The following is a 25,572-nucleotide window of genomic DNA, read 5'->3' on the forward strand; positions in this document are numbered from 1 at the left end:
CGCCCAACGACACTGAGCTGGCGATTTGTCTCCCCGCCAGTGTGGTGGCTATAGTAATCCACGTTGTTCAGAAAGGGCAGCGCGAGCCGAAAAGCCCGAGCTGCAGGATCTAAAACACGATGGCCTATGGTGTAATTGGCAACACAACGGTTTCTGGTACCGTCATTCTTGGTTCGAGTCCAGGTAGGCCAGCTGCAGAACTTAGTTCTGTGTCCTCATGCCCCGTTCGTCTAGCGGCCTAGGACGTCGCCCTCTCACGGCGGTAACACGGGTTCAAATCCCGTACGGGGTACAAAGAAAGCGCCCAATCCGGTCCTCCGGGTTGGGCGCTTTAGCGTCACCGGGTGAACCCACCACACGGCAAGTTTTGCGGAAGCGGCAAGTAGTTTCCAAGGTGGTTATTAGGTAAAGTTTTGGGGGTGAAAACGCCTCAGCCTCATCGCCGCGGCGTGGCCCTGTGCGTGGCAGCAGCCCTCACAGCTTCCACCCTGACCGCACCCGACGCTAACGCTTTGTCCTCGCTCTCCTCCGGCGAGGTTGTCGAGACCGGCTCCACACTGCTTGACGCCTCCTCGATCGCCGCCGCGTTTTCCAGTTTCCGCTCCGACATCCACCCGGTGGCACTTCCCGCGCTGCTCATCTCGGCGCTCATGGGCGGGCTCGTCGGTTACCTCTCCTTCGAGCGCTTCGCTTTCGAGACCAGCTCGAAGCTGGGCTCTAGCGACGTGGATCTCGCCGACACCTTCCCCGATCCGGACGCTCCGCCGGCGGAGTTTGTCAGCCTTGAGCACGTGCGCGATAACTTGTGGGAGCTTACGGTGTACTCGCCGTCGATGCAGCGCAGCATCACCAACGACCTCGTCCTGCCGGAGGGAGGGCCGGACAACACCGCGCCGCGCCCGACCTTTTACCTCCTCGGCGGCGCGGGCGGCGGCGGGTGGACGGGCGCAGGCGGCGCGCCTGATTTTTTCCGCGATAAGTTGATCAACGTGGTCACGCCCCGTGGCGCGATTGGTTCGCAGCAGGCGGACTGGGCGCGGGAGGATCCGAAGTTCGGGCGGTACAAGTGGTCGACCTACTTGGCTAAGGAGCTTCCTGCGCTTATCGACGCCCACTTTTACGGCACCGGCAATGATGCTATTGCGGGCATGTCGATGTCGGGTGGGCCCGCTTTGCTTATCGCCACGCTTGATGATCGTTTCAAGGTGGCCGGAACCTATTCGAGCTGCCCGTCAACTACGGGTGTGTTTGGTCAAGCGTTTGCATCATCTACTGTGCGCTTTTATGGGGCGGACCCGACAAACATGTGGGGCAGCTCGGCGGACCCGGCGTGGGCTGCCCATTCGCCGGTGTTGCGTGTGGAGGACATGCGGGGCTTGAAGGTTTTCGCCGCTGCTTCGCGGGGTGTTCCCGCTGAAAGTGACGAGCCGGTGAAAGATTCCCCGGCGCCGCTATTGGTTGTTGATGAGCAGTTCGCGTACACCTGTACTCGCTATTTTGTTGATAGGTCGCGCGAAGCAGGTCTTGACGTCGATTTTTATGAGTTTAACGAGGGCACCCATAACTGGGGGCTGTTTCGCCGTCAGCTCCCAGCAACGTGGAAAACGATCGGCCCGGCTTTGGGCGTCGATTAGTGAAACTAAGGGTGCGGTGGATGTCTAGTGCTCGCACCAGTGGCCGTCGTGAAGCGCGTGGCGATGTCCGTCGTGGATGTAGTCAACGTGGTCGCCGTGGGCAATAGCGTCGTGGCCGCAGCCTTCACCGTGGGTATGGGGATGATCGGTGTGGATGTGGTGTTGCGTTGGTTCGCACTCGTCCCAGTGTCCGTCATGCTCACGGTGGATATGTCCGTCGTGGACGTAGTCGACGTGATCGCGGTGCAGGACGGCGACGTGGCCGCAGTTCTCACCGTGGGTGTGGTCGTGGTTGTCGTGAGGGTTGTGCTCAGTCATGGGTGCTCCTTTAAAGCGATAGCGTTTTCATTCCACTTTCATTAAAGGCAAAGAACCGGGCATTTTCAATACGTTTTCAGTGTGGGTGTTTAATCTCACACCGGCGCTGTACGCTGTATTCTGACTTCCTTCCTGCCTGCGCCAAACCCACAGCGTGAAGCATTGCGACCTCAAGTGCGTAAAGGGAATTTGAAAAGCAAGTGGAATCTCCTCCTGGGTGCAGTACCGGTCCCGCAACTTCAAGTGCTTGCTGGAGGCGAACTCACCGAAACCGTGGACGCATAAGAAGAGGCCTACCACCGGCGCGCGAAAAACTTCCTATTTCTCAAGCGAGATCAAGGAATAAAAATGGCCTCAACTAGCCCCCTTATCCCCACTGCCTTCCACAAATGCGGAGAAAACAAGCCACGCACAGCCTCCGACCCAGCCCCGGCAACCGTACCTTGGGCTCCGTGTTTTCCATCGACGGCCAGGTTGTCCCTTTCGCCTTAGCCACAGTGCGAGGCTGCGCCGCGACACAGACGCCAGCACATCGCAGCCAAAAGCGATGATCCGCGGCAACTTCGACCAACGCACCTTTGAGGCGGTGCAAAGCGAGGTGCTGGGAAACGTGAATTTCAGGCAGGGGATTGAAGAAAGCACGGATGCAGCAAGCAGCCCTGATCACGCTGCCTTATCAAAGGTGCTCACAGCCCGAAAGCGAGAAGGCTTTTTGCTTTCCTCACACAATAGGTCAGACATTTCTATGGTCTGAGAGCACAAGGCGGGCGAGCAAGGTCAACATTGTTAGTGCCCTTTAGACAGTCAGCATCATCGCGTGGTGGGGCCGATCCCCGAGGCAGTTAGAAAGGCAGATTTATGCTGCGTGGTCATGCGCGGTGTGCGATTCTTTTTAGGTGTCAGACAGCGAATCCTTATCCGTACCGCCCCAAGCCGGTAAGTGGGGGCGCCTGTGGGAGGTCTTTTGGGTTTTCCTCCGCCTCGGCGTGACCTCCTTTGGCGGGCCGGTGGCCCACTTGGGTTATTTCCGCGAGGAGTTTGTTACCCGCCGCAAATGGCTGGGGGAGCGCGAGTACGCAGATTTGGTTGCTCTGTGTCAGTTTTTGCCCGGGCCCGCTTCGAGCCAAGTAGGTATGGCGGTGGGGCTTCGCCGCGCGGGTTATGCGGGTCTGGCTGCGGCGTGGTTCGCCTTCACCATGCCCTCGGTGGTGGCTTTGGTGGCCTTCGCGTTAGGCGTTGGATACCTGGGTGATGTTGAAGGTGCGGGTTGGATTGTGGGGTTGAAGGCGGCGGCGGTGGCCGTGGTGGCCCACGCTGTTTTCGGCATGGCGAAAAATTTGCTCACGGATAAATGGCGGGCGCTAATTGCGGCGGCGGCAGCGGCGGTAGTGCTTCTCATCGCGCACCCGGCGGCCCAGGTAGCGGCGATTGCTTGTGGCGCTGCGGCGGGGTTAGCGCTGAAAACAAAACCGCAGGCCCAACAAGAACCCGCCGCGGCCTCGCCAGTACCTAAGGCAGTCGGGCTTGCCAGCCTTGTGCTCTTTGGGTTGCTGTTGGTTGGTTTGCCGTGGCTCGCTGGCGCAACAGGTGGTGTGGGTGCGGCTATTATGGCCACCTTCTACCGTTCAGGTGCGTTGGTTTTCGGCGGGGGTCACGTGGTGCTGCCGCTTTTGGAGCAGGCGACCGTGCCCACCGACCTGGTCAGCCGCGATGTTTTCCTCGCTGGTTATGGTGCTGCCCAGGCCGTGCCCGGCCCGCTGTTTACTTTTGCTTCGTATCTGGGGGCCAGCTCGCAGGGCATTAGTTGGTGGTGGGGTGCGACCCTGGCCACCGTCTCGATCTTCTTGCCGGCGGCGCTGTTGGTGTTGGGGGCGCTGCCTTATTGGGAAAGGCTGCGCCACCACCGCGCAGCCGCCGGGGTGCTTGCTGGTGCGAATGCTGCGGTGGTGGGCCTTTTGGGTGCGGCGCTGTACAGTCCGGTCTTTACCGCGGGTGTGACGGGGCCTGCGACTATGGCGCTGGCCATTGCCGCGTTTGCTGCTTTGCAGGCGTTTCGAACCCCTGCGTGGGCTGTGGTCGTTGCTGCTGCGGTCGCAGGTTGGGCAGGTGCTGGCTTGGGCATGCAGTAGCGTGTGCCCAATGGGCACTATTTCCCGCCCGCTTTCCATCGCTCTTGCCGCTGGAGTAGCGCTTAGCCCCGGGCTTGTCTCTGCTGGCGCTCAGGCGCTGCCGCCGCAAAACCACAGTTTGTCGTCGGTCAACCCACTGTCCTCGGTGATCACGGGGTTGCCCAGCTAAACAGGTTCCACGGTGTTGGATTGGGCGAGTGTGCCCTTGGCTCACTTAAGCGTGTTTTCGCAGGTTCCCCTGCTGGCGGTGCCCGCCCTGCTGTTGGCCATTCTTGGCCGCGGCATCTTCGGTTCCTCGCTGTACCAGGGCGTTGGCGTGGTGGGCAGCTCGTTGAGCTTGAACACATCCGCGGCGATCTCTATGAGCTCACAGGTTTTACCGTCGATGGGCCGTGAGGTAAAAAACGACATCCTTTTGCCCGGCGGCACAGACAGCACCGAACCGCGGCCCACCTTCTACTTGATGATGGGTGCCGACGGCGCTGGCGGCGGTTTTACGTGGCACAATTCCTCGGATTACGAGTCTTTCTTCGCCACCAAACATGTCAACGTGGTCACTCCGAAGGGTTCCATATCCTCCATGCAGGCCGATTGGTACCGCGAAGACCCGAAAACGGGTCTCAACAAATGGTTGACGTATATGACTAAAGAGCTGCCGCCGCTTATCGACGCCACCTTCCACGGCACTAGCCGCGACGCAATCGCCGGGATTTCCATGTCGGGCGGCCCAGCCATCTCTATCGCGGGATTCGACCCGTAACGCTTCGTCGCCGCTGGATCCTACTCAGGCTGCCCCGCCACCACCGGCCTGCTTGGTGGAGCATGGACCTCCGCAGCCGTAGACATGAACGGAGGAAACCCGCTCAACATGTGGGGACTTCCAGGCAACGAAGCGTGGGTGAAACACTCCGCAGTACTCAACCTGAAAAATGTAGCCTTCTTTGTCGGCGCCTCCATGGGAGTGCCCGGAAAAATCGACGGTGGGGCAGGATTGTCCTGACGCACCAAACGTCTCGGTGCCCCCAGGGTTATCGAAGGATCCTCCTACGCCAGCTCGGCACACTTCGCCTCTGAAGCGCGCCGGGCAGGCCTTGACGTCGACTGGTTCGAAACCCCGGAAGGCACCCACACCTGGGGCCTGTTCGAATTGGAAATGCGCACCAGTTGGCGCACCATCGGACCCGCCATTGGAGTGCAATAAAGAAACGTAACTGGCCTGATGATTTGTAGATTTCAGGCACGGTGCTTTAAGTTTAACGAGTCGCAAACGACAAAGGAACAAGCCCCGTTCGTCTAGCGGCCTAGGACGTCGCCCTCTCACGGCGGTAACACGGGTTCAAATCCCGTACGGGGTACCACTTCGTGGTTAGATGCCACGCTGACTAACGGGGCAGCCGGTGAGGATTCGCTGGGTGTATCTTTTTGCTTTTGTTGCGGTGGAATGGAAGCTGGGGGTGTGCGGCACTCGGCTACGCGCCTAGACTTATTCCGCTCGAACACGGCGGCTGAATCCATATCGTCTGCCGTGTTGGAGTTAAAGCCCCCGTTGTGCTTCTTCGCCCCCAAGGTGAGCGCGCCCAAGCCGGGCGGGGCTCTAGCCGGTCGGGCCCACGTTGGCGCTGCGCTGTTTTTGCCCCAGGATGTCTACTTTGGTCGTGGGGGTGAAGGTGGCGTCGACAAGCTCTGTTTTGTTGACGCAAATATCTCACAGCGCGCGCCGCGTTGCCGGCGATGAAAGTGTCCAAGCGGGCTGCCACCACGGGTCCCGCGCAACCACTACGTCATCATCACCTTCGTTTTCGCCACCGCGCCGTCCATTTTGGCTATCGCCGGGCGCAGCTTTTCGCGCAGCACCAGGCCGAGCAAAAGGAAGGGCAAGGCAAAGAGCAACAGCATGCCGAGGGCTGTGAGGAAGTCTCCTTCGTAGGTGCCGAAGATCGCCGCGCGCATAGCCGCAATTGAGTAGGTAGCGGGCAGCCAGGGGCTGAGTGCTTGCACCCAGCCAGGAAGAAGCGGCAATGGGTAGGCACCTCCCGCCGCGGAGACTTGCAACACAAGAATCAATACGCCGATGGCTTTCCCGGCGTTGCTCAACGCCAACACAAGCGAATAACAGATGAGGTGATAGACCAGCGAGGACACCCATGCCGCAACATACAGCAGGAAACTGTGGGCAGGTTCAAGCTCCACGTAGGCAATAAGTCCGGCCACGATCAGTGTCGATTGGATCAGCCCTGTTGCGGCGAAGGTGAGGTAGCGGCCGAAGTAGATCTGCGCCCGGTGAAGGTTCTCATTTGCCGTCACGTTTTGCTCGATGGAGTCCTCGTCGAAGCGCAGGGCGACGGCGGTGAGAAGTGCACCGACCCACAAAGCAAGCATGGTGTAGAGCGGGGCCATGCCCGCTCCGAAGCTCACCCGCGGAAACACGGCGTTGCGCTCGACCTTGATGGGGTGAACGAAGGCGTCGGCAAGCTCTTGCGGCCGCTGAGAAACCAAATCGGCGAGTTCGCTTAAATCTCCGCCGTCGCGAGCTGCGGCGATTTTTTGCTGCGCGCTGTTCATCGTCGCCGCACTACTGCGCAAAGAATCAGCCATGGTGCGCAGATTCGCGCTGGTTGTGGACAATGACTCGCGCAGCGAGCCGGGCCTGTCATCCAAAGCGCGGGCAACCCCGCCCATGTCGGCGCGGGCTTTGTCGACGCTGCCTTGAATCATGCTCACCGAGCCCGACAATGTTTCCAATTGTGGTGTGATGCGCGTGTCGAAGGTGGTGCGTGCCGCGTCTAACGATTCACGGGCACTCGCGATAGAGTCCTTGATCTCCTGGCGGTCGCCGCTGTCGCCGGTGCCGGCTGTGAGGTTTGCGGCGGCGTCGTTAAGCCTGTCGCGCACCCCGGTTTGCCGGGCGATCGCCTCGTCGAGGGCGGCGGTGACTTCAGTGAGCTGCGGGCGGGCCGGCAGCGGCAGGACCGGGGCAAGATCACGGTCGAGCTGGTCACGCAGCGCCGTGTACTGCCGAATTTGGACATCAACGCGGCCGGCGGCCTGCGTCAATGCGGCGGCAGTGGATTCCGAGGCGGCGCCTGTGTTGGCCAGCAACTGGTCAACACGCTCACCGACGGCAGCGTAACTATCGGCGGTAGCGGCAAGAGTTGCCCCTAACGCATCGGCGCCAGCACCAAGCTCAGTGCCGGAAACGCCCGAAGGGCTCAAGCCGGTGAGTTGGACTTGCCCCAAGTTAGCCCCGACGGAGGACGCGAGACGCTCAGCGCCCTCAACAAGCGGCACACTTGACTCGGTCAGTGCTGCAAGAGCATCTACCGTGGATGCCCCAGAGAGAAGTTGGTCGCGCACGTTGCCCACCCGCGTTTCAAGATTGCCCAAGGCGCGGGTGGTCTCCCCGTCGGTGATGACTTCGCCCGCCGACTCAATCAGCCCGAAGGAAACCTCGGACAGTGTGCGGGTAAACGAGGCGTTGATTTGCGCGCTGACGTCATTAGTGCCGGAGGAAACCAGCAGGGGAGAAATCGGGTTCTTCTTCTCGTTGACGTAAAGATGGATAGTGCTGGGTTGCGCATTGGTGGCGTAGAAGTTGAACATGTCCTCGCTGAGCGTTTCTGGAAGCACGATCGCGGCGTAGTATTCGCCGGATTTGGCCCCTTCAACCGCACGCTGCGGGTCAGTAATTACCCAATCCATTTCCCGGTCGCGGTAAAGCTTAGACAAAACCATATCGCCGACGTTGACGTTTAAAGGCGTCAGCTCGCTGGTGTGGCCGCGGTCGGCGTTAGCCACCGCGACCTTCAACCGCTCAGTGTTGCCGAAAGGATCCCAGGTTGCCAGCACGTTGAACCAAACAAAGAAACAAGGCAGGGCGATGAGCCCGATCATGACAATCGCCGCCATGACGTTGGTGTAAAGACGCCGCAGATCATTTGCGGCAATGGAAAGTGCTGCCCTCATTACTGCTTGCCTCCTGCGGTTTCAGCCCTAGCGGGGCCGGAATCGTGACTGTGGACCACTACGTCACGCAGCTCACTGTCTTTCAACCGCGACACTTCCTCCGAGTCCGTCAGGCTGCGCATGAGGTACTCCACCGACCCCAAGTAGAAAATAGTCAGAAGTGTCCAGCCGACGGCCACCGCCAGCATGACTGATTTGTCGGTGGGCAAAATCTGCGCCATGAGAGTGATGATGCAAATTCCCACGACACCCGCGCCGAGGCCCGCAGCGATGAGCGTGTGGTAGTGCTCCCGCAGGAAATGGGAGCGGCGTGTGACCCCGGCGTTGAACTCCTCACGGTCCGCCAGCGCAGCGACGATATCTGAAATTCGATAAGGGGAGCCCATGACTTCAACGTTTTCATTGCTGATCAGGTTGGTGCGCTCCAATTCCCGGTTGAAAAGGTGATTTGCGTGTGAGGAGGTGCGCCGGAACAACCAGCCGAGGGTCAAAGCTACCAGCGACATCACCGCCAGCGCACCCATGCACTTCATGTAGGAGCCGCCGGAGAAACCTGCGATGGTCTCGCGCATGGCGTCGATTCCGTAGCGAAACGGCAAGAAGGGGTAGATGCGCTGGAAAAAGCCAGGCATGAGTTCGATGGGGTAGAGCCCGGAGGCGCCAGGGATTTGGATGAGCACAAGGAAAACTGTTAGTCCGCGCCCGATGTGCCCCAACGCCGAGACGAGTGCGTAGATGATGCCGGTGTAGGCCACGCTGGTGGCTACGGCGGTGAGCAAAAATGCGGGGGCGGAAATCATTTGCACACCGAAGGCCATGTTTCCCACAGAGACCACCACGGCCTGGGCGACGGCGAGAGTGGCAAAAAGCATGAAGCGGCCCATGTAAGCCTGGCCGACGGTGAGGCGCCGGAAGCCTTCCAGGTCGACTTCGACGCGGAAAATGATGGTGAGCACGAACACGCCGATCCACAGGGCCAAGTTGGTAAAAAACGCAGCCATGGAACTGCCGTAGTTGTCGGTGGGGAAAAGCGGCTGCTGCTCAACGTTGATGGGCGATGCGATGTATTCGCCGATCTTTAGGGAGTTGAGCCCGGTGACGGTGTTGAGGGCGTCCGAGTCGGAGGTGGACAACAGCAAGGCCACGTCGCTTTGTGCGTCGCGGGCGCCGTTAGCAAGTGTGTTGAGGTTTCCTGCAACTTCGTCGAGCACGCTTGTCGACGCCCCAAGTTGGCGATCCACCCCAGCCAACAACTCGGTCGTTTCATCCGTCAGGGCCTGCTGGCTTCGCACGGCGCCTTGGACGGTAGCCAGGTTGCCGGAAAGCCTTGCCAAGGAGGCGTTGACGGCGGGCACGGTAGAGGCGAGCTGGCGGCTGGCGGCGCGGGCAGTTTCGCTCGATTCGGCGGTGGCCTTTTGCAAGGATTGGCCGAGCGCTTCAAGCGAGCCCAGTGCGGCGGTGGAGTTGGCGTCGAGCTGATTGAGGCTGTCTAACACCGCCCGGGAAGCGTCTGTGCGTTGATCAAGCACCCCGATTGCAGCGTCAATATTGCCTTTGATCTGCGGCGATAAAGGAGCAACCGTTGACAAGGCGCGCAATTGCGCGGAGGCGGCCTCGCCCTGGGTGACTACGCCGTCGATCTCGTTCGCCAGAACCTGAGCGCGACGCTTAACCGTATAGAGTTGGTCGGTCGCTCCCGCGATGGAGGCCTGAGCAGCGGCGGCACCCGTGCTCACCGCATTGGCGGATTCGATGAAAGCGGTGGAGTTCGCGGCGGCGAAATCAGCGGAGGTGGCCTCCAGCTCCCGCACGAGCGCCTCGCTGTCACCGAGTGCGGTGCCTATTTCGCCGAGGGCGGTGTCAACGGAGGTGACAACATTGTTGAGCTCAGTGACGACGGGGCGGGCACTTTCGACGGAGCCACGCATCGCAGAAACCCGCTCGCTGGCGGCGTCCAAATCGGCGGCGACCTGACCGAGGCCGCCTCCAGTCTCGTCGCGCACCTCCTGCGCATTGGCGCGCAAACTCACCCCGGCGTCGCGCAGTTCAGCGGCGGCGGCCTCGCCAACCTTCTTCTTAAATGCTTCGGTTACTGAAGTCTCCACCGCAGTAGCACCCGTGTCGGTGATGGCGGGGGAGACTCCGTTAGTTTTTTCGTTGACGTAGTATTCCAACACCGGCTGGGTGTAGGTGCCGCTGGTCAGGCTTAAAAAATCCTCACTAAATGAAGGCGGGATGAGGAACACGGCGTAGAACTCACCGCGTTTGAGGCCCTCGTGAGCACGGCTTTCGTCGACGAACTCCCAACCGATCGCGTCGTTTTCTTTGAGTTCTTCGACAATTTGGCCGCCCACATCAACATCCCCGATTTGCTCGGTGGAAGCGCCGCGGTCTTGGTTGACCACGGCAATGTGAATGTTTCGCGTTTGCTCGTAGGGGTCCCAAAAGGCGTTGATGTTGAACCAGGCGTAGAGTGCCGGGGTGACCAGCACGCCGATAATGATGATGATGGCGCGCGGCACACGCATCAGCCGTCGGATGTCCCTTGCCAGAATTTCGCCGCTTTTAACCACGCGTCGATAGTACTCCCTTTGGGTACCTTCTCACCCACCCGCTACACCGCCTGCCGGTTTGCTGCCTTACATCGCCATAAGATGAAGGCCATGCTTTATGACACAGGGTCGGATCTGCTCTCGGCCGTTGGACACACACCTCTCGTGCGGCTGTATTCGCTGGAGGGCGAACAAGGCTGCCGCGTGTGGGCGAAGCTGGAGAGTTTCAATCCGGGCGGCAGTGCCAAGGATCGCACTGCCCGCGCTCTTGTCAGCGATGCCATCCAGCGCGGGGTGCTCACCCCCGGGGCGGTGATGGTTGAATCTAGTTCCGGAAACCTAGGTGTGGCCCTCGCCCGCGAGGCCGCCCTGGGCGGCTACGACTTCCACTGCGTCGTTGATCCGCGCGCCAACCGTGTCACCTTGGCCCACATGAGCGCCCTCGGCGCGACCATCCACAAGGTCACTGCCCCCGACCCGAGCACCGGGGACTGGCTGCAGGCACGCCGCATGAAAGCCGCCGCCCTCGTCAAAGAACTCGGCGCGGTCAACCTCGACCAGTACTCCAACCAGGCGGCGTTTGTCGCCCATAGCGAAGGCACCATGCGTGAGATTGTTGAGCAACTTGGCCACGCCCCAGATTTTGTGGTCGCGGCCGTTAGCACCACGGGCACCATTGGGGGCTGCCAACGCTTCGCTAAAGAACACGGCTTAGGCACCCGCATTGTCGCCGTCGACGCTGAAGGCTCGGTGCTTTTCAACGGCGCCCGCGGACAGCGCGTCCTGCCCGGCTATGGGGCCGGTGTGGTAACGGATCTTTCACGCCACGTCACCCCCGATGACATCATCCGTGTCTGCGCCGCCGACGCCGTTGCGGCCGCGCGGAAAACCGCCCGCACGACAGGTTTTTTGCCGGGGGCTTCGGGTGGGGCGGTGTGCGTGGGCGTCGACAAGCTGGTGCGCAACAACCCGGGCGCGGAAATAGCCGCCATTTTTCACGATGACGGCCGCGCCTACCTCGATACGGTATACAACGACGAATGGGTCGAAAGGAACGTCCAAAAATGAAGGCAGCCCTCGCCGTAGCAATAGTCGGAGCGGGACCGCGCGGACTGTGGGCAGCCGAGGAACTGCTCTCGCGCGCCCGCGAACGCGGAGCCCACCTCGACATCAGTGTGTTTAACGACGGGCCCCTTCCCACTGCGAGCGCCACCGGCGCCTTTCAACCTGACCTGCCGGAAAAGTGGCTGCTCAACGTGCCCGCAGAAGTGATACAGACGCAACTCGGCTCCTTCAACAAGTGGCGAGGAAAACACGACTCTTTCCCGCCGCGCCGCGAAGTCGGCCGATTCATCGCCGCGTCTTGGGCTGCGCTGAGCAAAAACGTGCCGGTGGGCTGCACGCTTGAGTTTTTCAACCACCGCGTCGACAAGCTGGAAGTTGTCGCAAACGGTGTACGCATCGCTGGGCAACTTTTCGCGGAGGTGCTCATCACCACAGGCCACAGCCAGACCTGGCCGGGTGCGCTCAACACCGACATTTTGGGCGTAGAGCGCGTCATTTCTGCGTATGAGGCGGAAAAGTTAGCTGCGCTGACGGAAAAAGACACCGTGATAGTGCGTGGCGCTGCTTTGACCTTCATTGACGTGGTACGCCACGCAAAGGCGGGCGTTTTTTATCCGCTCAACCGCACGGGCCGGTTCATGGACGTCAAAGCGCTGCCCAGCGCAGAGGAGGAGGAGCAACTGGCAGGCGCGCGGGAGCAGGCAATGTGCGAGATCCGCACCACCGAGAACCTCCAAGGTTTGCGCAGCGCCCTGGAGGTGTACGCCGCCGAGGTGTTGGCGTTGTTGGGCGAGGGTGAGCCCGACCCGGCAGCTATCCGCGCGGTGCTAAACGGCAGCGACGGAGCCGACCCGGTGGAGGATTTGCGCCGCTCCCTGGCTGTGGCGCAGCGCGTCGCGCCGTGGACCCCGGCGGCGGCTGTGGGCTACGCCTTTCGCAGCGCCTACGACGCCATTGTCGACCGTGCATCTTTCGGCGGGCGCGATAGCCTCGGCGGTGCATCCTTCGGTGCGTTGACTCGTCGTTTGGAGCGTGTCGCTTTCGGCCCGCCCGCCGAGACAGCGCGGGAGGTGCTGGAAATGATTGACGCCAACCGGATCCGTACTGACCTTTTGGGGCGCGGCGAAGATGACCTTTCCTCCTTGGCGGCGCAGGTGGGGGCCAATGTGGTTATCGATGCGGTCAACGCCGCACCTGGCGCCGTGCCGGGAACCCTTGTTGGGTGGTTGGCTGAAAGTGGCATCGCTCGGATACATGAGGAGACGAACTCCATCATGGTCGGCCGCGACGGCACTCTGGTGGAGTGTGAACACATTGCGGCGGCTGGGCGGATGAGTGAAGGGTGGATTGTGGGACACGATACGCTGCGCCGCGGCGCCCACGAGGTCATTCCCGGTTGGGCACGCCGCGTTAGCCGGGCGGCACTCGATGACGCGGAGCGGGTCCACGGGATGCCTCCTTTGCAAGCGCGTTTGGAGCCGTGGGCGGAAGAACTGGTGGCGGATGCGCAGGCGTGCCTTAGCCTTGTCGAGGACTTCTCAAGCCCCGTTAACGTGCTGGATCCTTCGCCTATGTTGCGCAATGTCGATGAGCTTGTGGGTGCTGCGGCCGAGGCGGGGGTGGAGCTGAAGATCTTCTACGCGCGTAAGGCGAACAAGGCTTTGACCTTTGTGGACACGGTGCGAGACGCCGGGCACGGTGTGGATGTGGCCAGTGAAAATGAGCTGCGGCAAGTGCTGGGCCGTGATGTGCCGGGTGAGCGCATTATTCTGTCTGCTGCCATGAAGCCGGATGCGCTGCTGCGGCTGGCCATTGATAACGGTGTGGTGATCTCCGTAGACAGCCTTGAGGAATACGATCGGATTCGGGCGCTGGCCGGAAATCGGGTCGCTGTCGTTGCGCCGCGCCTTGCCCCTGATCCGACGCGCATGATGCCCACCCGTTTTGGGGAGTTGTCCCACCGCTGGGCACGCCACCTTGCGCGGCCTGATTCCAATGTGCGCGTTGTCGGTGTGCATGTTCATTTGCATGGTTACGCGGCCAAGGAGCGCAGTGCGGCGCTGCGGGAGTGTTTCGGGCTCATCGACATTTTGCGCGAGGCAGGTCATAGCCCTGCGTTTATTGACCTTGGTGGGGGAGTGCCGATGAGCTACATCGCCCGCAAAGAGCAGTGGGAGGCCTACCACGAGGCGATTGAGGCGCAGCGAAGCGGCTTCGCTGAGCCGTTTACGTGGAAGGCTGATCCGCTGAGCACTACCTATCCTTATTGGCAAGAGCCTACGCGCGGGCAGTGGCTTCGGCACGTGCTTGATGACGGCATCGCGGAGGGTCTCATTGGCCGCAATTTGCGCTTGCACCTTGAGCCGGGCCGCTCGCTTCTCGACGGCTGTGGGCTGATCCTCGCCCAAGTCGCTTTCGTTAAAACCCGCAGCGATGGTGTCCCCTTGGTGGGGGTGCACATGAACCGCACTCAGTGCCGTACCACGTCGGATGACTACCTCATCGATCCGATCCTGGTGCAACGAAGTGAGCCTTCTGCGGAGGTGGAGGCGTTTTTGGTGGGTGCTTACTGTATTGAAGACGAGTTGATTTTGCGCCGCAAGATCCGTTTCCCGCGCGGGGTGGCGGCTGGTGACATCGTGGCGATCCCGAACACCGCTGGCTATTTCATGCACATCTTGGAGTCGGCTTCGCACCAAATTCCGTTGGCGAAAAACGTGGTGTGGCCCGAGCGCACCCTTGATTTGATTGACCGGAGGGAAGGTTAGAGCTGCGTGTTGAGTTTCTTGGCTGCCGCGCGCAGCACTTTGCCCCATTTGGCAATGGGGCTTGGGTGGAGGCGTTCGGTGGGCCCGGAGATGGAAAGGACAGCCACAACCTTTCCGGTGGAGTCCACAATGGCGGTGGACACGCTTGCAAGGCCTACTTCGCGCTCCGCGACTGATTCGGCCAGTCCTGTTTCGCGGACCGGGGCGAGTTCCTCCTCGGGGAAGGAAACGGAGTCGTCGAGGAGACCGTGTGCGGCGAAGACGCGCGCGGCAGAGCCTGCGGTCAGCGGTAGCTGTGACCCGACCGGCACTGTGTAGGTCAATCCGCTGGTGGGTTCCTCGGCGGCGATGCAGGTGCGTGTGTTGCCGGTGAGCTGGTAGAGCTGCACCGATTCACCTGTTTGTGCCACGAGGTCGCGCATCAGGGAAGCGGCGGCCGATAAAAGCTGCGGGGAGGTTTGCGTGACGTAGCTGGCCAGTGCGGGCCCGATCGTCCAGGCGCCGGATTCGGTGCGGGCGAGAATGTGGTGGACTTCGAGTGCGGTCGCGATGCGGTGTGTCGTGGCTCGGGGTAGCCCAGTGTCGCTGCTGAGTTCCGCAAGCATTTTCTCGCCTGCGGAAATGGAGCGCATGATTGCGATTGCGCGGTCCAATACTTTGATCCCGGAATCTTCGCTATACTGTCTCACACAATGAACCTTACCATCTCACACGATGGGAAGACTGGAAGGAGAAGCGGATGTCGGACAAACCGATGACCTTGGCGGAGAAAGTCTGGCGCGATCACATCGTGACCAAGGGGGAGGGCGCAGACCCCGACCTTATCTACATTGACTTCCAGCTCCTCCACGAGGTGACCTCCCCGCAGGCTTTCGACGGCCTGCGCCTGGCCGGGCGCACCCTGCGCCACCCGGAGCTACACCTCGCCACCGAAGACCACAACGTCCCCACCCTCGGCGTCAAATCCGGCAACCTGCTCGAAATCCAAGACCCGACATCTCGAACCCAAGTGGAGACGCTGCGCAAAAACTGCGCCGAGTTCGGCGTCAAACTGCACCAAATGGGGGACGTGAAACAAGGCATCGTCCACACCGTGGGGCCACAGTTAGGAATCACCCAGCCGGGCATGACCATCGTGTGCGGGGATTCCCACACCTCCACCCACGGCGCCTTCGGTTCCATCGCCATGGGCATTGGCACCTCCGAAGTCGAGCACGTCATGGCCACCCAGACCCTGCCGCTGCGCCCCTTTAAAACAATGGCCATCAACGTCAGCGGCGAGTTGCGTCAAGGTGTGACGGCCAAAGACCTGATCTTGGCAATCATCGCGAAGATCGGCACCAACGGCGGGCAAGGCCACATCATCGAGTACCGCGGCGAAGCGATCCGGAAACTGTCAATGGAAGCCCGCATGACCATCTGCAACATGTCCATCGAGGCGGGAGCGCGCGCCGGTATGGTCGCCCCCGACCAGACGACCTTCGACTACCTCAAGGGCCGCGAGTACGCGCCAACCGGCGCGGATTGGGACGAAGCGGTTGCCTACTGGTCAACACTGCCCACCGATGAAGGCGCCACATTCGACACCGTCGTCGATATCGACGGCTCCGCGCTCACTCCCTTCGTCACCTGGGGCACCAACCCCGGCCAAGGACTGCCCTTGGGCGAGAAAGTCCCCAACCCGGAATCTTTCGGAGATGAGACATCCAAAGCGGCGGCGGAAAAAGCCTTGCGTTACATGGATTTGACCCCTGGCACCCCACTGCGCGACATCCCCATCGACTCAGTCTTTTTGGGTTCGTGTACCAACGCCCGCATCGAGGACTTGCGCGCCGCCGCCGCAGTGCTCAAAGGCCGCCGCATCGCCAAAGGGGTGCGCATGATGGTCGTGCCATCTTCAACCATGGTGAAAAACCAGGCCGAAGAAGAAGGCCTGCACACCATCTTCAAAGAATTCGGTGCAGAGTGGCGCACCGCCGGCTGCTCGATGTGCCTCGGCATGAACCCTGACCAGCTTCGCCCCGGCGAGCGCTGCGCATCAACCTCCAACCGCAATTTCGAGGGACGCCAAGGCCCGGGCGGGCGCACCCACCTCGTCTCGCCCCTAGTTGCCGCCGCGACAGCCGTCGCCGGCCACCTCGCCAGCCCAGCCGATTTGAACTAAGGAGCGCACAGCAATGGAGAAATTCATCACCCACACCGGCATCGGCGTGCCACTGAAACGCTCGAATGTGGACACTGACCAAATCATCCCCGCGCACTTTCTCAAATCCGTCTCCCGCACCGGCTTCGAAGACGCCCTGTTTTCCAACTGGCGCAACAACGAGCCGGACTTTGTGCTCAACCGCAAAGAGTTCGCCGGCGGATCCGTGCTGTTTACCGGGCCGGACTTCGGCACCGGATCATCGCGCGAACACGCCGTGTGGGCACTCAACGACTACGGTTTCCGCGCCGTTTTCAGCCCGCGTTTTGCAGACATCTTCCGCGGCAACTCCGGCAAAGCAGGCCTATTGGCCGGAGTGATGAGCGAAGCCGACATCGAGTTGGTGTGGAAGCAACTCGAACAAAACCCAGGCCTTGAAGTCACGGTTTCTTTGGTGGATCGCACCGTCACCGTCGGGGAAAACACCTTCACCTTCGACGTGGACGACTACGTGCGCTACCGCCTCATGGAAGGTCTCGACGACATCGGCATCACGCTTCGTGAGGCGCCCTCCATCGAAAACTTCGAAAAAACCCGCCCCGCCTACAAGCCGCGCGTTTAATCCCCAGCCCCGCCCGGCAGATCGAGTTGCTGGAGCACGGCTGGGGCGAACTCCGCCAAAAACTCGGTCACCGCCGTGATGATGCCTTGAATACCGGTGGAGACGTGGTCGGCGAACTGCTTGTCGCTGTACTCCCAGTAGCCGGGCAGCGCGTAAGACACCCCCAGCGCCGCCTTATCCCGCGCGGGGTCTTTCAAAGCGAACACGCTGGGGAAGGTATGGCTGGCGTTAAAGCCCTCCGCCCAGCTAAGGACGTCGGGAAAGCGATCAACGCCAATTACATCGACAGCCACCGTAGTTACCATGTTCACGTTCGGCGCGGCGTAGTGCACCTCCAAGGTGACACCGTAAAAACCCGTGTAGAACGTGTGGGGGCTGTCGGACTCCTGGAACTTCCACCCGTTGGCGCGAAAGAGCTCCCGGGCGCGATCCAAGGTCACAGGCGAGGTCTCACTCATGCCTTAGAACTCCTTTTCCTTCGCGTCGTCATCGCTGGTGTCCTCCGTTACTGCGGCATCGAGGATGTGCGGCAGCTTCGCCTCAAGGGCCTTGCCAAGCTCGCGGATGACAGTGAAATAAAAACTCAGCATGCCACGCAGTTGCGTGTCGCTGACCCCGCCGGAGGTGAAAAAAGGAGCCTCAAAAAGGGCAAGCGTGGAGCCGTCGTCGCGCGGCACTGCATGCACCCGCACCAATGGCGTTGTGCGATTCAACTCGTTGGCGGCAATACGCAAATTGAGCACGTCCTTCGGCTTTCGGGCGGTGGCCAACCACCGGGTCGTGACCTTAAAGCCGACACTGTCGAGTTGGAAGAAGCACACCAAACCAGGAAAAGCGGTGCGAATCTCGCCGTCGGCGTCGCCACGGAAGTGGCTAAGGCCAGCCTCAGTAAGCAGCGCCTCAATGCGTTGGTGAGTAACTGGGGTGAAAGCCATGGGAAACAATGGCTCCTTTCGAGGAAGCAACCGCCTACTGGACCGGCAAGGGAGAGGGCATGTAATCCGCGCCGGTGAGCTCGCCGCCGTGGAAGGACAACGACCACACGCCGGACTTTTTCACCTCGATAGCGGAGTCGATGGGGAGGCGACCCTCGGCAGACAACCACCCAATCATCTGGGGCATAATCGTGCCCTGCCCACAGATCACGCTGATTCCGCCCTGCTGAACAACCTCCATAAAGGCCTTCTTCGCCTCCACCTGACTTTCGGCCCAGCCCTCGTCGCCGAAGCGTTTATCCACGGTGACGTCCAAGCTGAGTTCGTCGGCAAGCGGGGCGACCGTGGCCTGGCAACGATCCGGCAACGCGGAGTAGATCCGCGTCGGCTCAAAAGGCGAAAGCATCGGCACGAGCATCTCGGACTGGCGCCGGCCCTTCTTATCCAGCGGGCGCAAATCGTCGTTGCCCGCCCACTTCTCCCGGTCATGGGCGCGGGCGTGGCGCACGTAGAGGATACGTGCATCGGCGGGCATGCTGAAGCGCTTTTGGGCCTTGCGAAGCACCTGGCGGTCAAGATCGTAAGTCAACAGATCACAGGCAGCATCTATCGGAAGCCAGCGGATCTCATCAACCTCCCCGTTTTTTTCAAACTCGCCGCCGATAACCTCACCTGTCCAGTAGTAAACAACCTTAGTTGTCCTTTTCACCGGGTAAATCGTCTTGCCCAAAAGCTTGCCCAAACGCACCCGGTAGCCCGTCTCCTCCAGGATCTCACGCACCGCCGTCGTCGGAAGTGACTCGCCTGGGTCAACCTTGCCCTTGGCCAGCGACCAATCGTCGTAATGCGGGCGGTGGATGCAGGCGACCTCCACGCCGGACGTATCCCCGTCGGGCCCGATGCTGCCGCGCCACAGCACAGCGCCAGCAGCAAGCGTCGTTCGTTCAAACTCCTTCGCCGGGTGCCGGGGGATCTCCTGGTGGCGCCCGGTGAGAAACATTTCTCCGTGGGCATCTTTGTCCTGCTCGTGCGGAGTGGACTTCTTCTCCGAGCCGTGCAAGCCCGGATCTTCGTGGTGTTGTGCCTGAGATGCCATAGAAACTATTGTGACCTACTTCAAGCAAGCGTGCTAACTGTTCTAAACTTGCCAGGCACACAGCCGCCCCAGGGAGAGGAGTTGAGCGATGGTGAAAGTGGCCGTTATGGGTGCCGGTTCGTGGGGAACCACCCTGGCGAAAGTCTTTGCCGACGGCGGCAACACCGTAACCCTGTGGGCGCGACGCCCCGAACTTGCACAAGCCATCCAAAAAACGCGGGAAAACACCGACTATTTGCCCGGCATCACTTTGCCGCAAGCCATCACCGCCACCGCGGACCCCGAAGCCGCCTGCACCGGCGCCGATATCGTAGTCATCGGTGTTCCAAGCCAAACCGTGCGCGAAAACCTCACAGCCTGGGCAGGGTTTTTGCCAAGTGAGGCCACCTTGCTGTCCATCTCCAAAGGCATCGAGACTGGGACCTTCATGCGGATGAGTGAAATCGTCGCCGAGGTCACCCTGGCGCCAGCGGAGCGCATCGCGGTGCTCTCAGGGCCAAACCTGGCGCGCGAGATCGCCGAGGAGCAACCCGCGGCCACCGTCATCGCCTGCCGCGACCTTAACCGGGCAAAACTCGTGCAGGCGGCCTGTGCGAGCTGGTACCTGCGGCCCTACACCAACACGGACGTCATCGGCTGCGAAATCGGCGGGGCCTGCAAAAACGTGATCGCGCTAGCCTGCGGCATGGCGGCTGGGCAAGGTCTGGGGGAAAACACCTTGGCCACCCTTATCACGCGCGGATTGGCAGAAATCACCCGGTTGGGAACGGAGCTTGGAGCCGACCCGAAGACCTTTGCCGGCTTGGCCGGGATGGGCGATTTGGTCGCCACCTGCGCCTCCCCGCTGTCGCGCAACCGGACCTTCGGTGCGGCCTTGGGCAAGGGCGCCACGGTGGCGGAAGCCAAAAAGGCTACCAAGGGGCAAGTCGCGGAAGGGGTAATTTCCTCCCAAAGCATCCACGACCTGGCGCTTGCCAACGGCGTTGACATGCCGATTACGGAGTGCGTGCGCGCCGTGTGCCACGAGGGGCAATCCGTCGACGAGAGCATCCGGGCGCTGATGGGGCGCTCCCGGAAGTCGGAGTGAGACGGGCCGGCGGTAGGATCAAGCGCGTGATTCGCATAGCTGTCATCTACGGTGGCCGGTCCACTGAGCACTCCATCTCCTGCATTTCCGCGGGCTCCGTCATGGCGCATCTCGACCCCGAGCGCTACGAGATTTACCCCGTCGGCATCACCCGCGACGGCGCGTGGGTTGAAGGAGACGTCGACCCCGTCAAAGGGGAGAAACTGCCAGAGGTACGCGACGGCCGTGAGATCACGCTGTCTTTAAACCCCGCCCGCCGCGGGGAGTTCGTCGACGCCTTCACCGGCGAATCCCTCACGAACGTCGACGTGATCTTTCCCGTCCTGCACGGCAAATACGGCGAGGACGGCACGATCCAAGGAATCTTCGAGCTCTCCGGCATCCCTTATGTCGGCCCGGGTGTTCTAGCCTCCGCGTGCGCGATGGACAAGGAATACACCAAAAAACTCGCCACCTTAGCCAACATCGCAATCACCCGCGAAGTGGTGCTTAGCGGCGGGCGAACCCTCACGGAGGCAGAGCGCGACTATGTGGGCCTGCCAGTTTTTGTCAAGCCCGCCAACGGAGGTTCGTCGATAGGCGTGTCCAAGGTTGAAACCTGGGAGGAGCTCGACGCCGCCGTTGAAAGGGCGGCCGAAACGGACAACAAGATCATCGTCGAAGCTGAGCTTGTCGGCGAGGAAGTGGAAGTCGGCGTCCTCGAGTACCCAGACGGAAGCGTGGTCGCCTCCGTGCCCGGCAAACTTGAAGGCACCAGCGATAGCGAGGAAGGCTTCTACGGTTTCGAAACAAAATACCTCGAAGACGGCGTCACCGCGACGATCCCGGCGCCCTACGACGAAGAAATCATCGAGCGTCTGCGTGAACTGGCGGTGCGCACCTACCGTGCGCTTGACTGCAAGGGTCTGGCGCGGGTGGACTTTTTCCTCACCGAGGACGGCCCGGTGCTCAACGAGATCAACACCATGCCGGGTTTTACCCCCATCTCGATGTACCCGCAGTTGTGGATCGCCTCCGGGCTGACCTACGGCCAGCTTCTCGACGCCCTCGTGACTACCGCAGTGGGACAGTCTGCGCGATAACCTCCGAAAGGCGAGTCACCGCCTCGTTGCCCTCCGCCTGCGGCAGACTCGCCGCAATGTTGGTCGCCCGGCCAAGGGCGAACCAAGTAGAGGAGGTCGTGCCGTTGGCCAGGGTGGTGTCCTCGAACCAGGTCACCTCATTGACTTGGTAAAGCTGAATACCCATCTCGTAGTTGTCAGGGTCGGCCACCGCGCAGCGCACTACGAGCGGCTCACGACCCGCCGCCACCCAGACAACGGTCTGCGGGTCGTTGGCGGTGGTGCGCTCGAAGCCTTCCGCAAGATGCTGCGGCAAAGCGGCGAGGAAGTCATCACAGTGTTCGCCGGAGCCAGAAGCTAGCTGACTTAAAGGCGCTGGCGCCAGCGGGAGCTGCTGTTGCGGCAGCATCGCCACATTAAGCTCGTCGAGCGGGTTGTTTGAGCCCAAGCTTTCCTTGTCGGCGGTCACGGCGACAATAGGCAAACGATCAACGCTAAACCAGGTGGACAGGGTGGATCCGGGGGTGGAGTCGTCGATGCGCATCCATTGCGCCCCCGCGGCGTTTTCGGTGATGGAGTACTCGTTGTACTGGGCGGGTGCATCCACCCCGCAACGCAAAGTCACCCGCTGAGTTGAAGATGTCTGCCAGGCCGCCGCGCCCTGCGGGGCGGGCTCGGCAAGCTTTGCGCGGCGGTGGCCGGCGAGGTTGTCAGGAAGCGAGCTGATGAGCGATGCGCACTCCGGCGAATCTGCTAGCGGGGAGGGAAGCTGCGTCAGCGCCACCGGCTGCTGCGCCACTCGGGTGAAAATGAGCTTCGCGCCAACGAGAACCCCGCTGACAAGAGCGAGGGCCAAAGCGAGACTGATCCAGACGAAGGTGCCGTTAAAGGGGGGTGGCTGGAAAGCCACGGCTGTAGTATTCCTAGAGTCGGTGGTGTCCCTGAAATCCTCAGTCATGCCGTCAAAGTCTACTGAAAGGCCGTCTACCCTCGTGATTCGCACTGGTTTCCCCACCGAGGGCCCGACACTTGGTGAGGTGGGCGAAGCAGAGATCATCCGCGCCATTGTGGCCGCCGCCCCGTCCTCTCTCAACGGCGACGATGCAGCCGTTTTTCGCCCCTCCGCGCCGAACTCGCGGGTGGTTGCGGCAACGGACATGCTCGTGTGGGGTCAGCATTTCCTGCCCTCCTACACCACGCCGCGCCAACTCGGGCGCAAAGCAGTGGTGCAAAACTTCGCGGACATTGAGGCGATGGGGGCGCGCCCTATCGCAGCACTTCTAGGTATCTCCGCGCCTGAATCTTTGCCGGTTGCGGTGGTTGCGCAGCTCGCCGAAGGCATCTTCTCCACCACGGAGGAATACGCCGCCGAGCTTGTCGGTGGCGACGTAACCAAAGGTGAGCAACTGGTTATTTCGGTCACCGCCATCGGTTCGCTCGGCGGCAACCGGGCGCCCTTGAGCCTCGACCGTGCCAGAGCCGGCCAAAGTTTGGTCGCGCACGGCCGCATTGGTTATTCGGCGGCAGGGCTCGACCTTCTTCGCTCGGGGCGAAAGATTCCGCTTGAGTTCGCTGAGCTGGTCGACGCCCACCAAGCCCCCCGGCTGACCCCAGGGCGCGGCGTTGTGGCGCGCGCGGCTGGGGCAAGCGCCATGACCGACAACTCCGACGGCCTGGTTGCGGATGTGAGCACTATGGCCGAGCGCTCCGGCGTGCAGATCGACCTAGACCGCGAGGCTTTAGAGCCCGACGACCTGCAGATTGCGGCGGGCGCCTTCCTCGGTGTCGACCCGTGGAGCTGGGTGTTAGGTGGGGGAGAGGACCATACCCTGCTGGGCACTATCGACGCAGACGCCCCCGCCGGTTTTCGCCGCATCGGGACCGTGTGCAAAGGCTCCGGCGTAACCCTCGGGGGCCGAAAGCCGCAAAGCGGGAGCGGATGGGAAAGCTTTTGAGATGAACGTGCCGGTTCATGAATCCTGGAAGCAGCCTTTGGCGCCGGTGGAAGACCAAATCCACGCCATGGGCGACTTTTTGCGGGCACAACCCGAGTACCTGCCGCGTGGACACGACATCCTGCGCGCTTTTGCGCAGCCCTTTGAGGACGTTCGTGTACTTATCCTCGGCCAAGATCCCTACCCCACGCCTGGGCACCCGATGGGCCTGGCGTTTTCCACACAGCCTGGGGTGGCCCCGCCGCGTTCCCTAGTCAACATTTACACCGAGTTGAACTCCGATGTGGGTGTTGCTGGCCGCGAGGACGGGGACTTGTCGGCCTGGTCACGGCAGGGGATCTTGCTTCTCAACAGGGTGCTTACCGTGCGTCCGGGAGCGCCGGGCTCGCACCGCGGCAAAGGGTGGGAAGCTGTAACTGAGCAGGCGATCCGCGCCTTGGCTGGACGTGGTACGCCCCTGGTGGCCATCTTGTGGGGCAAAGATGCCCAAAGCGCTGCACCTTTCCTCGGCCAAACCCCACGCATTTGCTCGCCGCACCCCTCCCCGTTGTCGGCGCATCATGGTTTCTTTCACTCGAAGCCTTTCTCGCGGGCGAACCAGGCATTGGTTGACCAAGGCGCCGAGCCCGTCGACTGGTCGTTGTAGACTCCTAAGCCATGTCCACTCAAGCTCAGCCTGCGCCATTTGACGGAGCCCGCCTGTTGTCGTGGGCGCGCCGCTCAGTCGCTGAGCTTGAGCGTCGTCGCGTGGAAATCAATGAGCTCAATGTTTTCCCTGTGCCCGACGCCGACACGGGATCCAACATGGCCCACACCATGCACGCCGCTGTCGCCGAGGCGGAGAAGCTGCCGGGTGAGTCCACGATGAAAGAGGTTGCTGAGGCGCTGGCCAAAGGCAGTATGCGAGGCGCGCGCGGCAATTCCGGTGTTGTTCTTTCCCAGGTCATTCGCGCCGTTGCGCAAAGCGTCGGCGAGGGAGTCGAAAGCGGGGCAGTCATCGCCGATGCCCTCAACGCCGCAGTGCGTTTCGTCGACAGGGCAATTTCGGAGCCTGTCGAAGGCACAGTCGTGACTGTTTTGGGCGCGGCGGCCGTTGCTGCCGACGAGACGCGCACACGCACCCTTTCAATCGACGCCATCGCCAATGCCGCCCTTGAGGCCGCGCAGACCGCGCTGGCGAGAACCCCCTCCCAGCTTGAGGTTCTGCGCCAAGCTGGTGTCGTCGACGCCGGCGGCACCGGTTTGGTGGTTTTGTTGGAGCAACTCGTCGGCGAAATTGCGGGCACCCCGCAAACGCAACGTGCCAAGGATGAAGCTGTGGCTGTAGATGAGGCGGCGATAGAAAGACATGCGCCCGCCACTTCTTCTGCCTCAGCCGAGCTTGAGGTGATGTTTTTCTATACAGGCGACGTTGCGCAGTTAGAGGCGCAACTGTCCCCGCTGGGCAACAGTCTTGTCATTTCCCGGGCCGATGACAACGCAGGCAAGGTCCACATTCATTCGCTTGATGCGGGCAAGGTCATCGAGACGGCCATGGCGTGCGGCACAATTAGCGATGTAAGCGTGGAGGTGTTGCCCGCCGGTCCTGTCACGCAGCACCCGCAGCGTCTCATCGTCGCTCTCACCCCGGGAGGTTCTTTAGCCGACCTCTACACCCAAGCCGGCGCGGTGACGGTGCCTCCCGGGGAGGCGGCAGTTGCCAAGACACTTGCCTTGATCCGCCGCTCGCCGGCGCATGAGGTAATTCTGCTTCCCAACGGGTTGTTAAACAGCGCGAAGATCGGTTCAATCGAAAAATCGGCGCGCGCTTTCAACCAGACAGTCACCGTGCTTCCAACTGTGCGGCTCGTCTCCGGGATCGCCGCACTGGCTGTCCACGACGCCAACCAACCCCTGCAGACGGTCGCCTTTAGCATGGCGGAGGCCGCCGGCGAGATGCGCACCGCGGCGCTACAGCGCGTGGAGTCCCCCGGTTTAGTCCAAGGCGGTGCGGTGTCCGAGGGAGACCTCATTATGGTCTCACGCGGGCAGGTAACAAACACCCCGGCTGATCCGGTCGACGCCCTCATCTTTGCCAGCCGACTCCTGCTGGAGCAAGGCGGCGAACAAATTTCTATTCTTTACCGCCCGGAGGAGATCACCTCTGTAGATACGGAGGCGTTGTCGGCGCAGTTGGGCGTCGAGGTGATGGCTTATCCTGCTGATGGATTAAACGCAGTCGCGGAGATTGGGGTGGAGTGAGCC

22 protein-coding genes and 3 tRNA genes are annotated in these 25,572 nt (G+C 61.5%); 17 read left to right on the forward strand and 8 right to left on the reverse strand.

Going from position 1 to position 25,572, the window contains the following annotated elements; translation table 11 throughout:
* The first annotated feature begins 120 nt into the window (after positions 1-120).
* From VLL26_RS02910 to VLL26_RS02920, 3 genes are all read left to right on the forward strand, one after another.
* Positions 121-192, forward strand: a tRNA-Gln gene (locus VLL26_RS02910).
* A gap of 27 nt (positions 193-219) precedes the next feature.
* Positions 220-292: transfer RNA gene (locus tag VLL26_RS02915), tRNA-Glu, on the forward strand.
* Positions 293-419: 127 nt separating this feature from the next.
* Complete coding sequence (locus tag VLL26_RS02920) at positions 420-1,634, forward strand: alpha/beta hydrolase (protein ID WP_342319627.1); 1,215 nt, start codon at positions 420-422, stop codon at positions 1,632-1,634.
* A 24-nt stretch (positions 1,635-1,658) separates the two neighbouring features.
* On the opposite strand, the gene VLL26_RS02925 is transcribed toward VLL26_RS02920, so the two are convergent.
* The gene (locus VLL26_RS02925; RefSeq protein ID WP_342319628.1) at positions 1,659-1,952 is read right to left on the reverse strand and encodes a hypothetical protein; all 294 of its coding nucleotides are present in this window, start codon (positions 1,950-1,952) and stop codon (positions 1,659-1,661) included.
* Between the two features lie 896 nt (positions 1,953-2,848).
* Here VLL26_RS02925 and chrA point away from each other — a divergent pair.
* The 5 genes from chrA to VLL26_RS02950 all read left to right on the forward strand — a co-directional run bounded on the left by chrA (position 2,849) and on the right by VLL26_RS02950 (position 5,439).
* Complete coding sequence (gene chrA / locus VLL26_RS02930) at positions 2,849-4,081, forward strand: chromate efflux transporter (protein WP_342319629.1); 1,233 nt, start codon at positions 2,849-2,851, stop codon at positions 4,079-4,081.
* A gap of 10 nt (positions 4,082-4,091) precedes the next feature.
* Positions 4,092-4,250 (forward strand): hypothetical protein, encoded by a 159-nt coding sequence (locus VLL26_RS02935; protein ID WP_342319630.1) that lies wholly within the window; start codon positions 4,092-4,094, stop codon positions 4,248-4,250.
* 30 nt (positions 4,251-4,280) lie between these two features.
* Complete coding sequence (locus VLL26_RS02940) at positions 4,281-4,841, forward strand: alpha/beta hydrolase-fold protein (RefSeq protein WP_342319631.1); 561 nt, start codon at positions 4,281-4,283, stop codon at positions 4,839-4,841.
* A gap of 108 nt (positions 4,842-4,949) precedes the next feature.
* Positions 4,950-5,081, forward strand: coding sequence for a hypothetical protein (locus VLL26_RS02945; protein ID WP_342319632.1), 132 nt, complete (start codon positions 4,950-4,952; stop codon positions 5,079-5,081).
* Positions 5,082-5,363: 282 nt separating this feature from the next.
* Positions 5,364-5,439, forward strand: a tRNA-Glu gene (locus VLL26_RS02950).
* A 418-nt stretch (positions 5,440-5,857) separates the two neighbouring features.
* On the opposite strand, the gene VLL26_RS02955 is transcribed toward VLL26_RS02950, so the two are convergent.
* Together VLL26_RS02955 and VLL26_RS02960 are read right to left on the reverse strand one after the other, a co-directional pair.
* On the reverse strand, positions 5,858-8,044 hold the full coding sequence (locus VLL26_RS02955) for a YhgE/Pip domain-containing protein (protein WP_342319633.1): 2,187 nt from the start codon (positions 8,042-8,044) through the stop codon (positions 5,858-5,860).
* A complete protein-coding gene (locus tag VLL26_RS02960) occupies positions 8,044-10,617 on the reverse strand; it encodes a YhgE/Pip domain-containing protein (RefSeq protein WP_342319634.1) in 2,574 nt (857 codons plus the stop codon). Before VLL26_RS02960 ends, VLL26_RS02955 begins: the two co-directional genes overlap by 1 nt.
* Before the next feature lie 90 nt (positions 10,618-10,707).
* Between VLL26_RS02960 and VLL26_RS02965 the strand changes: the two genes are divergently transcribed.
* Both VLL26_RS02965 and VLL26_RS02970 read left to right on the forward strand, forming a co-directional pair.
* A complete protein-coding gene (locus VLL26_RS02965) occupies positions 10,708-11,664 on the forward strand; it encodes a pyridoxal-phosphate dependent enzyme (protein WP_342319635.1) in 957 nt (318 codons plus the stop codon).
* Positions 11,661-14,429 (forward strand): FAD/NAD(P)-binding protein, encoded by a 2,769-nt coding sequence (locus VLL26_RS02970; protein WP_342319636.1) that lies wholly within the window; start codon positions 11,661-11,663, stop codon positions 14,427-14,429. The genes VLL26_RS02965 and VLL26_RS02970 overlap by 4 nt, the downstream gene beginning before the upstream one ends.
* Here the strand turns inward: VLL26_RS02970 and VLL26_RS02975 are convergent.
* Positions 14,426-15,118, reverse strand: coding sequence for an IclR family transcriptional regulator (locus VLL26_RS02975; RefSeq protein ID WP_342319637.1), 693 nt, complete (start codon positions 15,116-15,118; stop codon positions 14,426-14,428). The two genes, VLL26_RS02970 and VLL26_RS02975, sit on opposite strands and share 4 nt — an antisense overlap.
* A gap of 50 nt (positions 15,119-15,168) precedes the next feature.
* Here VLL26_RS02975 and leuC point away from each other — a divergent pair, with 50 nt between their 5' ends.
* Positions 15,169-16,593, forward strand: coding sequence for a 3-isopropylmalate dehydratase large subunit (gene leuC / locus VLL26_RS02980; protein ID WP_342319638.1), 1,425 nt, complete (start codon positions 15,169-15,171; stop codon positions 16,591-16,593).
* Between the two features lie 13 nt (positions 16,594-16,606).
* A complete protein-coding gene (gene leuD, locus VLL26_RS02985; RefSeq protein WP_342319639.1) occupies positions 16,607-17,194 on the forward strand; it encodes a 3-isopropylmalate dehydratase small subunit in 588 nt (195 codons plus the stop codon).
* Here the strand turns inward: leuD and VLL26_RS02990 are convergent.
* From VLL26_RS02990 to VLL26_RS03000, 3 genes are read right to left on the reverse strand one after another with little or no spacing between them, the layout of a single operon-like run.
* Entirely contained in the window at positions 17,191-17,652 is a 462-nt protein-coding gene (locus VLL26_RS02990; protein ID WP_342319640.1) for a hypothetical protein, read from the reverse strand. The two genes, leuD and VLL26_RS02990, sit on opposite strands and share 4 nt — an antisense overlap.
* A 3-nt stretch (positions 17,653-17,655) precedes the next feature.
* Positions 17,656-18,129 carry a YbjN domain-containing protein gene (locus VLL26_RS02995; RefSeq protein WP_342319641.1) on the reverse strand — a complete coding sequence of 158 codons (474 nt, stop codon included), beginning with the start codon at positions 18,127-18,129 and terminating at the stop codon, positions 17,656-17,658.
* A gap of 34 nt (positions 18,130-18,163) precedes the next feature.
* The gene (locus VLL26_RS03000; protein WP_342319642.1) at positions 18,164-19,225 is read right to left on the reverse strand and encodes an NUDIX hydrolase; all 1,062 of its coding nucleotides are present in this window, start codon (positions 19,223-19,225) and stop codon (positions 18,164-18,166) included.
* An 88-nt stretch (positions 19,226-19,313) separates the two neighbouring features.
* Between VLL26_RS03000 and VLL26_RS03005 the strand changes: the two genes are divergently transcribed.
* Positions 19,314-20,312 (forward strand): NAD(P)H-dependent glycerol-3-phosphate dehydrogenase, encoded by a 999-nt coding sequence (locus VLL26_RS03005; RefSeq protein ID WP_342319643.1) that lies wholly within the window; start codon positions 19,314-19,316, stop codon positions 20,310-20,312.
* A 26-nt stretch (positions 20,313-20,338) separates the two neighbouring features.
* Positions 20,339-21,394 (forward strand): D-alanine--D-alanine ligase family protein, encoded by a 1,056-nt coding sequence (locus VLL26_RS03010; protein WP_425292286.1) that lies wholly within the window; start codon positions 20,339-20,341, stop codon positions 21,392-21,394.
* Here the strand turns inward: VLL26_RS03010 and VLL26_RS03015 are convergent.
* Positions 21,366-22,331 (reverse strand): DUF3515 domain-containing protein, encoded by a 966-nt coding sequence (locus VLL26_RS03015; protein ID WP_342319644.1) that lies wholly within the window; start codon positions 22,329-22,331, stop codon positions 21,366-21,368. The genes VLL26_RS03010 and VLL26_RS03015 overlap by 29 nt on opposite strands.
* A gap of 34 nt (positions 22,332-22,365) precedes the next feature.
* On the opposite strand from VLL26_RS03015, the gene VLL26_RS03020 reads away from it, so the two are divergent.
* From VLL26_RS03020 to VLL26_RS03030, 3 genes are read left to right on the forward strand one after another with little or no spacing between them, the layout of a single operon-like run.
* Positions 22,366-23,328 carry a thiamine-phosphate kinase gene (locus VLL26_RS03020; protein WP_342319645.1) on the forward strand — a complete coding sequence of 321 codons (963 nt, stop codon included), beginning with the start codon at positions 22,366-22,368 and terminating at the stop codon, positions 23,326-23,328.
* Position 23,329: 1 nt separating this feature from the next.
* The gene (locus VLL26_RS03025) at positions 23,330-23,974 is read left to right on the forward strand and encodes a uracil-DNA glycosylase (protein WP_342319646.1); all 645 of its coding nucleotides are present in this window, start codon (positions 23,330-23,332) and stop codon (positions 23,972-23,974) included.
* Between the two features lie 11 nt (positions 23,975-23,985).
* Positions 23,986-25,569, forward strand: a complete 1,584-nt coding sequence (locus tag VLL26_RS03030) for a DAK2 domain-containing protein (RefSeq protein WP_342319647.1) — start codon at positions 23,986-23,988, stop codon at positions 25,567-25,569.
* Positions 25,570-25,572: the final 3 nt, after the last annotated feature.

The sequence above is a fragment of the Corynebacterium sp. BD556 genome (assembly GCF_038452275.1).
Taxonomy (GTDB): Bacteria; Actinomycetota; Actinomycetes; order Mycobacteriales; family Mycobacteriaceae; genus Corynebacterium; species Corynebacterium mayonis.